The organism is Veillonella sp. CHU110 (genome assembly GCF_003992255.1).
Lineage (GTDB): Bacteria > Bacillota > Negativicutes > Veillonellales > Veillonellaceae > F0422.
In genome coordinates, this window is record NZ_RQVA01000009.1 from 20,871 (window position 1) to 36,542 (window position 15,672).

Here is a 15,672-nt window from a genome sequence, read left to right on the forward strand (position 1 = left end):
CACACTATTTGTCTTGTAGCCAACGTGCCACATCAAGGGCATGGTAGGTAATGATCATCTTCGCCCCTGCCCGTTTCATAGATAGCAAAGTTTCCAAAGTAATGCGTTTTTCATCTACCAGCCCCGCTGCCGCCGCCGTTTTAATCATGGCATACTCACCGCTGACATTGTACACGGCTAGTGGGCAGTCAAAGTTATCACGCACTTCACGAACGATATCCAAATAGGATAGAGCCGGCTTAATCATAATGATGTCCGCTCCTTCGATGATATCTTGTTCCACTTCACGCAAGGCTTCTAAACGGTTAGCCTCATCCATTTGGTATCCTTTACGGTCCCCAAATCCTGGTGCGGAATGGACCGCATCACGGAATGGTCCATAATAAGCGGACGCATATTTTGCCGCATAACTCATGATGGATACATTGCTAAATCCCGCTGCATCTAAGGCTTCACGGATGGCAGCAATACGTCCATCCATCATATCGGACGGCGCTACCATGTGAGCGCCCGCTTTCGCATGGCTCACTGCTACATTACACAATAATGGCAACGTAGCATCATTAATAACTTCATGATGTTCCACATGACCACAATGGCCTGTAGATGTGTATTGGCAAAGGCATACGTCGGAAATCACGATCAACTCTGGCACTTCTTTACGGATCGCCATAATCGCTTGCTGTACCGGTTGTTCCATATCCCACGCAGAAGAACCATCTTCATCTTTGTAAGTAGGAATGCCGAAAATTTCGACTCCCTTAATACCTAAGTCATAGGCTTCTTTCGCCAACTTTACAGCCTCGTCCACGGACACATGATATTGTCCTGGTAAGGAAGAAATTTCTTCTTTCACCGCTGTTCCGGGAACAATAAATATAGGATAAATTAAGTCTTCTACTTGTAATGTTGTTTCACGAACCAACGCACGCATAGCTGGGCTGATGCGCAATCGTCTTGGTCGATTTCGTAATTCCATATTATGCCTCTTTCTATTTGCAATCGTTCAAGATTAGATCCACCATCGCAGGGATTGTAAAAGTTTCACCAATTAAATCTGGTTGAATCCCTTCTTCCACACAGGTAGCACCTGTAATCGGTCCAATGCAAACAACCTTCGTGTTTCCTAATAAATTCACTGCATCGGAGCCAAGCATATCTTTTGTATTCGTCACCGTAGAAGAACTTGTAAACGTAATGTAATCTACTTCCCCTGCTCGCAAGGCTTCTTCTAAATATTCTTTGTGGGACGTGTCTTGTACTGTTTCATACAAACGCAATACCGTCACATCGCATCCTGCTTGTGAAAGTCCTTTATAAATCACGTCGCGTGCCACTTTTGGTTGTACCAACATAAACCGCAAATCGCCTAACTCACGATTTGGCCATACACGACTCTGTTCTACTGTAATGGTTTCCACCACAGATTCCGCTTGGTAATTCGGTGGCACGATGTCCGCACGAATCCCACGATCTAATAAAGATTTCGCCGTCGCACTGCCGATAGCACATACTTTCATAGAACCTAAAGCACGGCTATCTAAGCCACGGTCTAATAAGCCATCAAAAAAGAACCGCACCCCTTCGGCAGATGTAAAAATTAATCCATCGTAGGAAGATAAGCTATCATAGGTCACATCCATCTCTTCTGTAAGAGGTAAGGCCTGTGTTTTGATAGCAGATGCTTCGATGACATGCGCACCTAATTCTAGTAATCGTTCAGATAAGGCGCTAGCTTTACTGCGAGCTCGTGTAACCACGATAGTTTTACCAAATAATGGTTTATTATCGAACCAACGTAATTGCTCCCGCAAGGATACTACTTCACCAACGATAACGATGGCTGGCGCTTTCAATTGTGCTTTTTCTACATCTTCTACCACATGCTCCAAGGTAGAGACCAACGTTTCTTGGATTGGTTTTGTCCCCCAACGGATAACCGCCACTGGTGTTTCCTTTGGACGACCATATTTGATTAAGTTATTAGCAATGCTCGGTAAATTCGAGATACCCATCACAAAGGAGATCGTATCTACAGCCTTTGCCAATCCTTCCCAGTTCATACCAGATTCTGGTTTTGTTGGATCTTCATGACCTGTGACAATGGCAAAGGAAGTAGCCATGGCGCGCTGTGTGACAGGAATCCCTGCATAGGCTGGCGCAGAAATACCAGATGTAATACCCGGCACAAATTCAAATGGCACGCCTGCTTCCGCCAATGCCAACGCTTCTTCACCACCACGGCCGAACACTAGAGGGTCTCCTCCTTTTAAACGAGCTACTACTTTGCCCTCTAAGCCGCATTTTACGAGAAGTTCATTGATTTCCCATTGATGCATCGTATGATTGTTGCTTTTTTTACCTGCATAAATGATCTCTGCCCCTTCTTTCGCATAGGACAAGAAATGAGCATCTGCTAAATAGTCATACACAATGACATCTGCTTTTTCAATACATTCCTTGCCTTTTAGAGTGATTAACTTATGATCGCCCGGTCCGGCACCAATTAAATATACAATGCCTGTCATTTCAATACTCCTCTTTCTACTAAATCGTCAATGATGGCTTTGCCCCCTTCTTCATAGAGAGCTTTCGCCAAGTTACGACCTAACATATCTGCTTTTTCTTTTGGTCCTGACAATTCACCTTCAAAACAATTTTTTCCATCTAAAGAAGCAATGATAGCTTTCAACGTTAATTGTCCTTTATAAATCGTCCCATGTACCCCCATCGGCACTTGGCAACCACCTTCAAGCTGACGAAGGAAACTGCGTTCTCCACGGGTTGCCCACATAGTATTTTCATCGTGCAATACAGATAACATGTCTAGCATTTCTGTATCATTCTTGCGACACTCAATACCGAGCGCCCCTTGACCTACAGCGGGAATGATTTCATCGCTAGTGAAAGTCTGTGTAATGACAGATTCCAAACCCAAGCGTTTTAACCCTGCCTCGGCTAATACAATAGCATCAAAGTTTTCTGTTTCTAATTTATTCAAACGTGTTTGTACATTGCCACGAAGTACAGAAATCTGTAAATCAGGACGTCGATTCAATAATTGTGCTTGACGACGCAAACTACTAGTACCTACCTTAGCACCTTGTGGCAATTGATCTAAGGTTTTATATTTTGGTGATACCAAAGCATCGCATGGTGTTTCTCGCTCTGTAATAGCACCTAATACCAAATCTTCTGGTAATTCTGTAGGCATATCTTTCAAGCTATGTACAGCTAAATCGATGCTACCATCGCGCATGGATGCTTCTAATTCTTCCGTAAATAAACCTTTACCACCGATTTCAGCCAATGGTTTTTCTAGAATACGATCCCCTTTCGTACTGTGATAGACTAACTCCACCTGGCATTGTGGGTAATGTTTGCGCAATGTATCGGCTACATAATTGGCTTGCCATAAAGCAAGGGCACTACTACGGGTGCCTATACGAATTGTGTCTCTCATAGTGTGTCATCCTCCACTTCCAAAGCAAACATATCTTGGAATAATTTCCAATAATCTCGTTCTTCCTCTTTACCCGCGATTTCACCAAAGTGAATCATTGGATCCCGCAATAATTTACGCACCAACATACGAGACATATTGCTAATAATTTTGCGCTCACGATCCGTCGCATCTGGTAACTTCGCCATAGCACGATGCACTTCACGTTTACGAATGGCTTCTGCTTTTTCGCTGAGTAAAACCATAATAGGACGAACCGATAAATATTGCAATTTCTCTTCGATTTCCTGTAACGCTTCTTCTATAATCGGTTCTGCTTTGCGAGCTTCTTCCTCTCGTTGATGCTTATTCGCTTCTACTACACTTTCCAAGGCATCAATATTAAACAAATAGACACCTGGAATCTCTGTTACATCTGGATTGATATCACGAGGGACAGCAATATCGATCATGACAATTGGCTTACCACCACGACCATCCATAATTTCTTCTGCTTCTTCTCGCTCGATCACGTAATGTGATGCACCTGTGGATGTGATGATAATATCTGCTGTTTTGGCTTCTTCCACAAAATGTTCAAAGGCCACCGCCTTACCATTGAATTGTATGGCCAATTCTTCTGCTGTTTTGAAAGTCCTGTTGGACACAAACATACTCTTCACACCCTTAGCTTGCAAATGACGTGCTGTGAGCTCACTCATTTGACCAGCCCCTAAAATGAGAACCTTTGCCTCATTCATCGGTATATCTAAGCTATCTTCCGCCAAATTCACAGCTGTATAACTCACAGACACAGGCGTATTCGCAATACCCGTCATCGTCCGTACCCGTTTCCCTACAGCAATGGCTTTTTGGAAAATAATATTAAACACAGATGCTGTTAACCCCTTGCTATAGGAAGAGATATAGGCCATCTTTAATTGGCTCAAAATTTGACCTTCTCCTAACACAAGAGAATCCAAGCTAGATGCTACTCTAAATAAATGAGAAATACACGCCTTTCCTTCATGGAGGAAGAACCATTTCTCATCTACGTCTACTGACTCTTCGCCTTTCAGATGTAGCAACAAACGTATCATATATTCTTTTACATTCTCCATGTCATTTAGGACGACATAGAGTTCTGTGCGATTACATGTTGATAAAAGGACGCACTCCTCTACTTCTTCATGAGCATAGATATGATCCATAGCATGATCGAGAGCTTCTTTGGAAAAAGAAAATTTCTCTCGCACATCTACAGGTGCACTTCTATGATTCAGACCTAATACGACTAATTGCATGTACAATATTCTCCTTCACTAAGTCTCCTTGACCCTCTAGTATTTGTATAAACTCCGATTCGCCTAAATAGGTACGCCAGAACTGCTCCCGTTCTTTTGGAGTCGACAATAACTGTTGTAATTCTTGTCTCCATAGACGAATCTGAGGTAGCCACTCGGCTAATATAGTGTATCGTCGTTCTATATCTTGACGTAACAATCGACTCACACGAGGACTTACTTGATTCGTAAACATAGAAATATCTAAATCCCCGATCTGTGTAGAGCTACCAAAAACCCAGTTGGAATCTTCTTTCACATCTGCTCGATTGATGAAAGCACCCACTGCTCTCGCATCTTGTAAAACAGCTTCATTCACATCTGGTCGATCCGTAGCAATGATAACAAATTGTTGTCCTTCCATATCATTCGATGTGTAAGGTGCCTCTATCCATTGCAACTTCCCTTGCTCATGGTATACTGCAATATCTGGTACAACCTCGGGGCTCACCACTCGAATCGAAGCCTCTTCTTCTATTAACTTTTCAATTCTACGCAGGGCCACTTGCCCTCCGCCGACAACAAGACATGGTCTGTCTTTCAGTGAAAGTCCTACTGTTATCATAATCTCTACCTATAGTATCTATCTCTACAATGGCAAAAACGGCTTGAATACTCAAGCCGAAATTCACCTTATGCTTCTGTATCTATTACCTCAGTCGTTGCAATTTTTGCTAACGATACGTTTGTTTCTGAGTTATCTTGTAAAGAAATTCCATCTAATAATTGTAATTGCGCTGTCAAAATTGATTCTACTTTAGCCCGGAATACGGCCATTTCATTAGCAATGGTAGCATATTTTGCTTCTGCTTCGCGCAAAGTACGATTTGCATCTTCTAGAATCTTTTTACGCTCTTGACCTGCTTCTTCCAAAATCAAATTTGCTTCTTTACGAGCTGCTTCTTTTACATTTTCACCAGTTTCTTGAGCCAATACCAAGGTATTTCGCATCGTCTCTTCCGTAGACTCATATTGGCTCAACCGTTTTTCCATGTATTCTACTTTATCCGTCATTTCACGATTTTCACGATACAATGTTTCATACGCTTCGGCTACTTCGCTCAAAAACTCGTCTACTTCGTCGGATTTATAGCCTCGCATACCTTTACCAAACTCTTTATTGTGAATATCCATAGGTGTTAACATAGGATCTACCTCCTTACATAAATCGTTTTAGATGTACTCCAATACGTCCTTTTTTAGACGTACCTGTAATGCCTTCAATTTGCATACGTCCTCTACCACGAAGAGAAATGACATCCCCCTCTTTTACCTCTTGCGATGGTCCTTTTGCTGGTTGCCAGTTTACCTGTACTAACCCTGCTTTGATCGCTTCCACCACTTTAGTACGGGACGTACTAAATCCTGAAGATGCAATAGAATCCAAACGCATAGATGCGACTGTGGTACGCACTTCTTTTATTTTTTCTTCTTTCGGCTGTAATTCACTCAATTCCATAGACGATACCATGACGGATACCATGGCAATTTTTGTAAAATTTTGGATGACGAAGTCCGCAATCGTTGCATCTACAATCACTTGAGCGCCCCCACTGGTAACGATAATATCACCAAAATGAGTGCGATCAATCCCCAACCCCATCAAGGAACCTAACACATCTCGATGCGTTAATAATCTAAATCGTGGGTCCCAAGACACTTTCAAGACGGCTATTTGTAAATCCACCGTACCTTGAAAGTGTGGATCTACAAAGGCTACACGAAGACGTTCTGCCCCTTCGTAACCCCCACTGGAGATGGTTTCGATGCCACCGAAATTGGCTTTCACTGCATCGGCAATCACCAAACCCGCAGGAGACATAAAGTCTGTCACCCGGTACGGACGACCTGCTTGTACTTGTTCCGCTAAGTCGATCATGCGCCGCGCTTCTTCTCCATTTCCAGAAGCCTCAAAATAACGAATTAACTTTTCTTTATCTTTCACGTTGTTTTCCTATTTCATTGGACCGCTCATAACACGCTAGAACGCCTTCCATCATGGCTGAACGAAGACCTTCTTTTTCCATCGCTGCAATACCTGCGATAGTTGTACCTCCTGGTGATGTCACTTGATCGCGAAGCACACTAGGATGGCTGCCTGTTTCCAAAGCAATTAAACCAGAACCGTACATCGTTTGTACCGCTGCTTGCAAGGCCAATTGTCTAGTCAAGCCAATCCGTACACCTGCATTCGCCATCGCATCTAGGATGGTATACATATATCCCGGGCCGGCCCCCGCTAAGGCTCCAATGCGATCTAAATCCGCTTCAGAGCAAACAACAGCTTCCCCTAAAGCTTCAAAAATACGCAGGGCCTGCTCCCTTTCACCTGGTGTCACTGTTTCACTACTAGCAATCGCAGTAAAACCAGCTTTCACCAAAATCGGGGTATTCGGCATCGCTCGCAACCAATGCGCTTCTGGCGCAAAGGATTGCAAGGTCTCTAACGGTATTCCTGCCGCAATGGAGATGCAAATAGTTCGTGGTTCAATATGTGGTCCTACCTCCTCCATAAGAGAGGGTAACACTTGAGGTTTTACACCAAATACAATCAATCGATACTCATCAAAGGCTGGTATAGCCTCACAATCTGTGAAAGCTGTCACCCCAAATTGGCGCTCTAATTCTGAGGCCTGTTCACTGCGACGCACTAATACGTCAACTTCATCAGGGCCCCAAACACCTTGCTCCAGAGCGCCTTGTAAAATAGCGCCACCCATAGAGCCTACACCAATCATCAGTATTTTTTGCATGGCTACCTCCTAATACTTAGGCTTGTGGTTCTTTCCAAGCTAATTTATCAGATAATTCTGTATATTCTTTATCTGTATAATCTACTGTTACATTCACTGGAACACAGATAAAAATATCTTTTCCAATTTTTTCTAATTTGCCATCTAACGCAAATGTTGCACCACTTACGAAGTCAACGATACGAGCCGCTTCATGTGGATCTGTATTTTCAAAATTAATCACTACTGGACGCATATCGCGCAATTGATTTGTAATGTGTTCAGAATCCTCGAACGCTTTTGGTTCGACAATTACTACTTTCATACCACTAGAACGTTGTGCCACTGTGTTATATCCTCCTGTTTTTGGTCGTGCAGCTGGTGCCACAGGTGCAGGGTTTCCTGCCACTGGTGCGCTTACCACTGGTTGTTGTGGATCATCTTCATAGATTTCATCTGCATATTCTTCATATTCATACTCATCATCTTGATTACCAGCGAAAAAGTTTTTCATAGAATTCCAACTGTCCTTCAGTGCCATCGTTATTTCCTCCGTTACTCATCATAGTGGCGTTCTCCAAATATTGCCGTTCCCACACGCACAATATTGGCACCCTCTTCAATTGCTACTTCAAAATCGTGGGTCATCCCCATCGATATATATTCAATCTGCCCCACATCAAAATGGGATTTCATATCTTCAAATAAAGCGCGAGCGACTCTAAATATAGGTCGAGCTTCCTCTGGATCATCAAAGAAAGGCGCCATGCACATCAACCCTTTCACCCGTACATTGGGCAAGGTTTTCGCATAGTCCCGTATAGCCGGGAATTCTTCTACATCCATACCGGATTTGCTCTCTTCTCGAGCCACATTCACTTGCAGTAATATTTCTTGTACTAGTCCTTCTCTAGCCGCGACACGCTGGATTTCATCCAGTAATTTGACACTATGAACTGAATGAATTAAAGAAAACTTTCCAATTACATTGCGCACCTTATTGTTCTGTAGTTGACCAATCAAATGCCACTGTAATTCAGGGCCCTCATAGAGCTCCATCTTCCCTCGCGCTTCTTGTACACGATTCTCACCTACTGTGGTAACACCGAGGCGAGCCACTTCTTGTACAGCGTCGACAGGATGATTCTTTGTCACTGCTACTAGCATGACCGAGTCTGTTCTACCCACTCGTGCTTTTGCTTCTTCTATGCGCTGTTGCACATGATGTAATGCTGTTGCAATCATATATGTCAGTCCTTTTTTAGTCGTTTCTATTTACTGTGAAAGGTCTTAATAAAGAAAATAATACTTTATCTTTTTTATTATAAACGAAAGAATAAGAAAAGTACATAGAAAAAGCATGATTTCAAGGCTAGTTCTTAAGATTTTCTTATTCTTTGTCATAATTTTATTCTATTCTCGAACAATGCCTAAGAATGTATCTCTAAATTTCCGTGCTACTCATGTTCTACACAAGGTCTTATGATATACAAAACTATTGAAACTCCATCATCTATTAATCTTGATTTCGTAATACTGCAAACATAGCCATTCGTCCCGTCTTGCCTGCATCCCCTCGGTATGAATAACATCCTTCTGTCATCATCGTGTCCGTAGCAGACAGAATCACTTGATCTATAGGCACGCCTTTTTGTACGACACAAGCTGCAATATATCCTTTCAGATCTATATGTGGAGTAGGTGTCGCTTGTTCTAACCGTTGGAGATAACGCACGACTGCATTTACCTGTGAAAGTCCCAAATTACCCATATCCTGTCGAAATTGTTCAGCAATCTCTTCACTCACCTCAAAGGAGTCTGCTCCAATAGAGGGACCAATGAAGAGGTAGCAATCTTTTGGCAACGTTCCATATGCCTCGTACATACTATCCATCGTACGCTCCACAATGTAAGCGATGGCACCACGCCAACCTGCATGAACTACCGCCACCGCATGATGCACCGCATCATAGATAAGCACAGGCACACAGTCTGCCACGAGCAACAAGAGTGGCACATTCACCAAATTCGTATGAATCGCATCACTGTCTGGGATACTGTCTTCCCAACTGAAAGCACCTCTACCGACAAGCTCTTCCGTCACCCTCGTCACGCCTACCCCATGCACTTGCTCACCACAAGTCAAATGATTTGAATCCACACCTAACACCTGCGCTAAGCGTTTGCGGTTCTCTGCCACCGCTTTCGGATCATCACCTACATGCAGACCCATGTTAAAACTATTAAAGTTACCTTCACTGACACCACCATATCGGTAGGTCACACCATGAGCCAGGGGAAACCGCTCTAACAGTGGACTGTATTCATAGGTAATACTGGTGGAGGTATCCTGAGAAAATGGTGCGTGTCGAAGAGAGGAGCATAAATGGGGTGTTTTAGTTATGTTCATGTTGGGGCCTCCTGTGTTATTAGTTGAATAATATATATCATGAATTTAGATGTTATAATTCATAATAGATTAAATGGGAATTTACTTTATTAATTTCAGATGTAGATTACGGAAATAAACTTGATAAGTATCTTTTTAGGAGTTAATAATCCTAATCTTAGTTACCTTTTCTCCATCATTCTCAAAATATATACCCCTTATTGCATCTGAAGACCACACAAAATATCCATAGAACCAATCATTTTCACTATTAATATAATTAGGTCTACCATATGCTTGATACACAGCTTCTAAAGAGCCACCGACTGCAATACCACGATAAGTCACGGCATCTCTATTCTCTATAGTTATCATACCGGCTCTATCTAGGTCTCCCATAAGACTAGAATACTTAATTCCACCATATCTCATAAATGTATTTGGACCAGTATATGAAGAAGGATCGTACATTCTTTCTTCTGTCGGCGCCCCCAACGCCTTTCGTATTTCTCTATATTTCGCATTCACTGGTACTCCTGCAATGGTAAGGTCTTGTATATCCATACTTTGTCCTACTACTTGTCCGTGCCTAAAACTACTTGGATACTCAGACCGTTGTGGCAACCGAATCGCACTCGTAGATGTTCCACTCATTCCAGTAGAACCACTTTGTTTCCCCGCTTCATTCCATGATTTTTCAACCTTTTTCTACGTTTTAGACAACCAACTCGCTTCTACATGGGTTGGTGTGAAGATGGTGACACTGAATAGTGTTACTAGAATAGATGTAGTTAGTTTTTTCATAAAATTACCTCTCATTAGCAATACATATTAATGGTAATGCAAATGAATTTTTGTTACTCTTTCACCATCATTGTCAAAATAAATACCTGAAATATAGTCTGAGTTCCACATGAATGCACCATAAAACCACGCATTATTACCAAAAATATATGTTGGTCGACCATAGGCATTATACACCTGTTCTAGTGTGTCACCTACTGCAATTCCACGGTGAGTCGTAGCATCTCTATTCGTAATCTCAATATAATTTACCACGTTATTATCATAATAGTCACCTTTTGTAAACGACATATCGAATCTTATTCCACCATATCTCATACCGCGATTAATTTCAGTAGGTTCACCAAGACTATTTCTTACTTGTCTGAAAGTAGCTCCCATAGGAACCCCCAACACTTGATATTCAATAGCCTCCAATGAATGACCTACAACTTGATGAAGACCAAAGTTACTGGGATACTCCGACCGTTGTGGCAAACGAATCGAGCTAGTAGATGATCCACTCGTTCCAGTAGAAGCACTTTGCTTCCCCGCTTCATTCCAAGATTTTTCAACCTTTTTCCACGTTTTAGACAACCAACTCGCTTCTACATGTATTGGTGTGAAGATGCTGGCACTGAATAGTGCTAATAAAATAGATGTGGTTAATTTTTTCATGTTCTCTCTCCTAAATTTATGCACTAAGAACATTTATAAAAAAGCATATATAATCTCATATATCATATTCTAAAATTGAGTTATATATGCCTCTCTATTATTATATTAAGATTTCTTTATAAACACAAAAACATACATAGTATGTATAATGCTAATTTACAATACTAGAATTTGGATTAAATACTGTATCTACATTCCGTAATGTTTATATAACTCTCCTAATGTAATACTGATACCTTTATCTTCATACGCCTGTTTTCGCTTTTTAAATAAAGCTTGCAACATCTCTCTTTTATCCGAATCTATAGCATAATGGATTTTTCTATGACACGTTGGACATAAACAAATTATATTTCCTACAAAATCCAAGCTATTTTCATAAAAATCTTGTACTGCCATTGGGATTAAATGATGCGCTTCCATATATGGATTATCATCAAATTGTGATGTAAACGTTATATGATCCGCATCCATATCACACTTCCAATTTGCCCGTTTTTTTGCTTCTTGTGTAATTTTTGGATTACGAGGATATATAAATCTGTTATTTAAAAAAACTTTTTCAGCTCTTGCATCAGAGCTAGTATCCAAGTCTACTTCATCTAAAAAGTCAATTGATGTTTTTCTATCATCAACATAATCTGCTTCTAAATATTTTAGCAAAAATTTGTAAAATGACGACAATGGTGCTGAATAAAACCTACGTGATTCCCTGTTAATTTTAGTCATTTCTGGAAGTTCCATAAAATTTTTTAATTTTCTGTAACAATCCATACTGGCAATATCTTCTATTATACAACCATAATAAAATTCATATGCATAGATTAATCGAATCATAGAAACAAAATAGCTCCTAGGCTTGTCAGTTCTTTTCCTTACATTCCCACATTCTATTGTCTCTTGTCTTACAAATTCAAAAAACTCTTCAAAAATTCCATCTCCTCTACGCAAGTATTCTTGGAACTTTTCATCTTCTTTTTGCAACTGCTGAAATGATGTATTCATATGTCCCCTTATTTAACACTATACAAATACTTTTTCGAACTCACTAAGTTAAATGCTTAAGTGGTTTTGATGCATTTTTATTAATTTCATCTTCAATTTCACGTTTTACTTTACGTGCAATATCTAAGATTTGATTCTTAATCCATAGATGTGCTGTTGTGCCTTCTTGATAATCAGCCTCTGCTAGCATATCTATACGGTTGCTATCTCGTAGTGTTTTTGCCTGCTTAAAGGGAGCTTCATAATCATCAGCATGTTTTTTTGCATCATTTAGCTTATACACTCCTAATGTGTATCCGCCGCCTTTTTTTACAACAGAAAATGCCGGAATATCACTAGGGCCATCTGCAATATAAATAATATTACTGAAAGGAATCCGTCTGCTTTTTTCAGGAATAGAAGAATTTACATCAATATTCCATTCTTTGATATTAGCACCTTTATTAATTTCAAATAGAGCTCTCGTTTTAGAAGTATTATCTATAGTATAGCCAATCTCAGAAATAATCCATTCATCATCTTGTGTTTTACTTTGAATTAATTCACAACCCCAAATATCATTTACATACGGAGCCACTATACTCCCCTTAATCATTTCTGCAAAACCAGTGCTAACAATATAATGCTCTACTGAAAATCCGTATCCACTGAACTCCTTATTATCATCAAAAAGTTTCTGTGTAGATTTAAAAATTTCCTCGACTCCTTTGTAGAACTTTATTTTTGCACCTAACTTTCTAAGAACCGCATTATTTAATGGTGAAGTAATCTCTGACTCCTTCGTTGCTTTTCCTTTTGCAAAATATCCATCATTTTTAGCATGATTAATAAAGTGATTTAAATAAATCGTCTCTCTATTAATCTTAACCTCTTGATCCGTAAAATATCTTGCACCTAATTCATTTACCTCATCCCAAAATGGATCTCCTTTGATACCATAAGCATCAAAAATAGGATCTTGCATATATCCATCTACTAATGTTTTATTAAAGTCCCAAACTACTGCGATAACATTTTTCATTTTTTAATCATCCTCCCCTATCTCATAAGGGTTTTCCCCTGTCATAAATTCCTCAAAACTTCCGATTGGAGCAAAATCAATATATATTTTAGATTTATCGCCATCTTTGTGCCATAAGCGAATAGAATCTGTGCCTTTCTTTTCCAACCACTTTCTTGTGACTAGAGTCCGTTCTTTCAAACCTAATACTTCCACTAATAACCATTCACCCAATGCCCCTTGTCCGAAGCGTACACCATTTTCATCTTTTTCTGTTCTACTACCAGATTGGAACCCTTTCATTCCACTTTGAGAAATAAGCCCTGGAATTTCTTTTCCATTTGGCAATACGATATGGAAACGCAAATCTTGTTTTTCCTTGCCCGCATTCACATCAGCTTTTTGTTGTTCTACAAACTTGAAGATATTATCTGTAAAGAAGTCTGGATATTTTTTATGAAATTCCTGTGGAATAGGGACGTAAATTTCTCGTCCCGGTCTACGTCTATTAGATCCTTTACTTTTAGATGCAGCATTCCACATATTTAATCCAGATTTTTCTTCTACCTCTTTAGTTCGATAGGAATATAGAGGCAAAAATACTTCACGAACCATAGAGTCTTCTTCTTGAACACTGAAATTAACACTTTTATAAGAATTAAGAAGAAAGTCAAAGGGATCTTCAATAATATCCACATCAAATTCTTCTACAATCTCTGTTTCTGGCTCATCACTACCAAAAAACTGAAAAATTTGAGAATCACCATAAGTGTATTTATAACGTTTAAGTCCATCTGACCAAGAAAATGATGTTGCGGTTCTTTCAAATTCACCTAGATTATGTAAATCAACTAAGGGGTAGGATGCTTCTTGTACCACAAATTTCCCATAATCTCGTGTTACATAGTGATATATATTATGACCATTTGTTAAGCCCAACTGACAATAATCCGACTGCATTCTATCATTTTTAATCATCGATATAGTCGTTGCGATATGTAACGGATTATCTGTGCGTAGAGCAGCATCAATTTCTGATTTATAACTTTTTAGTTGCATAACCTTTTGATAAGATGGTTTACTATGCATCCAAGTTTTTAAACCAATCCCTATACGTAGATTACCAAATACGGATAGTATATCATGTGGAGTATTTCCAATATCTACATTTTGTGCCTGAAATACGCGAGCAAAAATCGTTTCTTGAAACTTAGAATCTAAATATGGAATCATATCTCCTTGTTTCTGCCTAAACAAATTTGATAAAGCGCCATAAACCTTTAAAAAGTGAATATATTCTTCTCGTTGTTTCTTTGAATATCGCTCCCAAACTGACATACTATCACCTACCCTACATCGCTTTTTTTATCTCTTCTGCAATTCTACGAACTACTGGTACAACTACACTATTACCTGCTTGTTTATACAAATGTGATTTCGCCATTTCTGGTAATTGGAATTTTTCTGGAAACCCTTGAAATAAAAAGCATTCCTTTGGAGAAAGTTTCCGTATTCCTTTATGGGTCTTAATTAAAGGCACGTTATGTCCACCTGTCCCCATATTAGCTGTCAATGTAGGGCATACATTGGACTTATTCTCTCTCACATATTTACGTCGCCATTGATATAGTGTATCAGTCTTTGTCATAGCTTCTTCTAGTAAATCATAGAAATTGCACTTTTTCTCTGTATAAAATAAACTCGAATCCATTTCATCATGATCGATGATATCTTTAATACTCTTTTCTAATGGAATCGATTGTGGAAACATAAACTTTTGAGCCACTTCCTTATCTAAAAAACCGATGATATATATCCGTTCTCGGTTTTGTGGAACATTACCATATGTCATACCATTTAGCACTTGATACTTTACGGTATACCCCAAATCTTGTAGTGTATCTAGGATAACTCTGAATGTATTCCCATTGTCATGCCCTACTAAGTTTTTTACATTTTCCAAGAATACTATCTTAGGCTTCTTCGCTTCAATAATTCGAGCTAACTCAAAAAATAAATCTCCTCGACCTTTTTTATCTTGAAAACCCTCACGATATCCTGCAACCGAAAATGCTTGGCATGGAAAGCCACCTAAAATAATATCTACATCTGGGACATCCTCAGCTTTTACATCACGAATATCTCGACCATCCACAGTAAGGTCAAAGTTATATTCAAATGTAGTTCTTGCTTTCTCATCAAATTCATTAGCATATATAGTTTTACAAACATCTTCAAAGCCAAAATCTATACCACCAACGCCGGCAAAAAAAGAGGCACACTTTAACATATTTATCTCC

The 15,672-nt window shown here is 39.8% G+C and carries 17 protein-coding genes; all 17 read right to left on the reverse strand.

Going from position 1 to position 15,672, the window contains the following annotated elements; all coding sequences use genetic code 11:
* Positions 1–4: 4 nt before the first annotated feature.
* The 17 genes from hemB to EO122_RS05115 all read right to left on the reverse strand — a co-directional run bounded on the left by hemB (position 5) and on the right by EO122_RS05115 (position 15,662).
* Positions 5–979, reverse strand: coding sequence for a porphobilinogen synthase (hemB, locus tag EO122_RS05035; RefSeq protein ID WP_127009649.1), 975 nt, complete (start codon positions 977–979; stop codon positions 5–7).
* A gap of 13 nt (positions 980–992) precedes the next feature.
* The gene (gene cobA / locus EO122_RS05040; protein WP_127009650.1) at positions 993–2,528 is read right to left on the reverse strand and encodes a uroporphyrinogen-III C-methyltransferase; all 1,536 of its coding nucleotides are present in this window, start codon (positions 2,526–2,528) and stop codon (positions 993–995) included.
* Positions 2,525–3,463 carry a hydroxymethylbilane synthase gene (gene hemC, locus EO122_RS05045; protein ID WP_127009651.1) on the reverse strand — a complete coding sequence of 313 codons (939 nt, stop codon included), beginning with the start codon at positions 3,461–3,463 and terminating at the stop codon, positions 2,525–2,527. The genes cobA and hemC overlap by 4 nt, the downstream gene beginning before the upstream one ends.
* Positions 3,460–4,746 (reverse strand): glutamyl-tRNA reductase, encoded by a 1,287-nt coding sequence (gene hemA / locus EO122_RS05050; protein WP_127009652.1) that lies wholly within the window; start codon positions 4,744–4,746, stop codon positions 3,460–3,462. Before hemA ends, hemC begins: the two co-directional genes overlap by 4 nt.
* Positions 4,715–5,350: a bifunctional precorrin-2 dehydrogenase/sirohydrochlorin ferrochelatase gene (locus EO122_RS05055; protein ID WP_127009653.1), complete on the reverse strand. Its 636-nt coding sequence runs from the start codon at positions 5,348–5,350 to the stop codon at positions 4,715–4,717. Before EO122_RS05055 ends, hemA begins: the two co-directional genes overlap by 32 nt.
* A gap of 68 nt (positions 5,351–5,418) precedes the next feature.
* Positions 5,419–5,931, reverse strand: coding sequence for a DivIVA domain-containing protein (locus EO122_RS05060; protein ID WP_127009654.1), 513 nt, complete (start codon positions 5,929–5,931; stop codon positions 5,419–5,421).
* A gap of 13 nt (positions 5,932–5,944) precedes the next feature.
* On the reverse strand, positions 5,945–6,730 hold the full coding sequence (locus tag EO122_RS05065) for an RNA-binding protein (RefSeq protein ID WP_127009655.1): 786 nt from the start codon (positions 6,728–6,730) through the stop codon (positions 5,945–5,947).
* Positions 6,720–7,538, reverse strand: a complete 819-nt coding sequence (gene proC, locus EO122_RS05070; RefSeq protein ID WP_127009656.1) for a pyrroline-5-carboxylate reductase — start codon at positions 7,536–7,538, stop codon at positions 6,720–6,722. The genes EO122_RS05065 and proC overlap by 11 nt, the downstream gene beginning before the upstream one ends.
* 16 nt (positions 7,539–7,554) lie before the next feature.
* Positions 7,555–8,058, reverse strand: a complete 504-nt coding sequence (locus EO122_RS05075; protein WP_126938054.1) for a cell division protein SepF — start codon at positions 8,056–8,058, stop codon at positions 7,555–7,557.
* A gap of 14 nt (positions 8,059–8,072) precedes the next feature.
* Positions 8,073–8,762 carry a YggS family pyridoxal phosphate-dependent enzyme gene (locus tag EO122_RS05080; protein ID WP_127009657.1) on the reverse strand — a complete coding sequence of 230 codons (690 nt, stop codon included), beginning with the start codon at positions 8,760–8,762 and terminating at the stop codon, positions 8,073–8,075.
* 271 nt (positions 8,763–9,033) lie between these two features.
* The gene (pgeF, locus tag EO122_RS05085) at positions 9,034–9,927 is read right to left on the reverse strand and encodes a peptidoglycan editing factor PgeF (protein ID WP_127009658.1); all 894 of its coding nucleotides are present in this window, start codon (positions 9,925–9,927) and stop codon (positions 9,034–9,036) included.
* 135 nt (positions 9,928–10,062) lie between these two features.
* Positions 10,063–10,560: a TonB-dependent receptor gene (locus EO122_RS05090; protein ID WP_127009659.1), complete on the reverse strand. Its 498-nt coding sequence runs from the start codon at positions 10,558–10,560 to the stop codon at positions 10,063–10,065.
* Positions 10,561–10,737: 177 nt separating this feature from the next.
* The gene (locus EO122_RS05095) at positions 10,738–11,367 is read right to left on the reverse strand and encodes a TonB-dependent receptor (protein WP_127009660.1); all 630 of its coding nucleotides are present in this window, start codon (positions 11,365–11,367) and stop codon (positions 10,738–10,740) included.
* 189 nt (positions 11,368–11,556) lie between these two features.
* The gene (locus EO122_RS08260) at positions 11,557–12,372 is read right to left on the reverse strand and encodes an HNH endonuclease (RefSeq protein WP_206168512.1); all 816 of its coding nucleotides are present in this window, start codon (positions 12,370–12,372) and stop codon (positions 11,557–11,559) included.
* A 43-nt stretch (positions 12,373–12,415) separates the two neighbouring features.
* Positions 12,416–13,393, reverse strand: a complete 978-nt coding sequence (locus tag EO122_RS05105) for a haloacid dehalogenase-like hydrolase (RefSeq protein WP_127009661.1) — start codon at positions 13,391–13,393, stop codon at positions 12,416–12,418.
* Positions 13,394–13,396: 3 nt separating this feature from the next.
* A complete protein-coding gene (locus tag EO122_RS05110) occupies positions 13,397–14,605 on the reverse strand; it encodes a restriction endonuclease PLD domain-containing protein (protein WP_240632662.1) in 1,209 nt (402 codons plus the stop codon).
* Positions 14,606–14,723: 118 nt separating this feature from the next.
* Complete coding sequence (locus EO122_RS05115) at positions 14,724–15,662, reverse strand: DNA cytosine methyltransferase (RefSeq protein ID WP_127009663.1); 939 nt, start codon at positions 15,660–15,662, stop codon at positions 14,724–14,726.
* Positions 15,663–15,672: the final 10 nt, after the last annotated feature.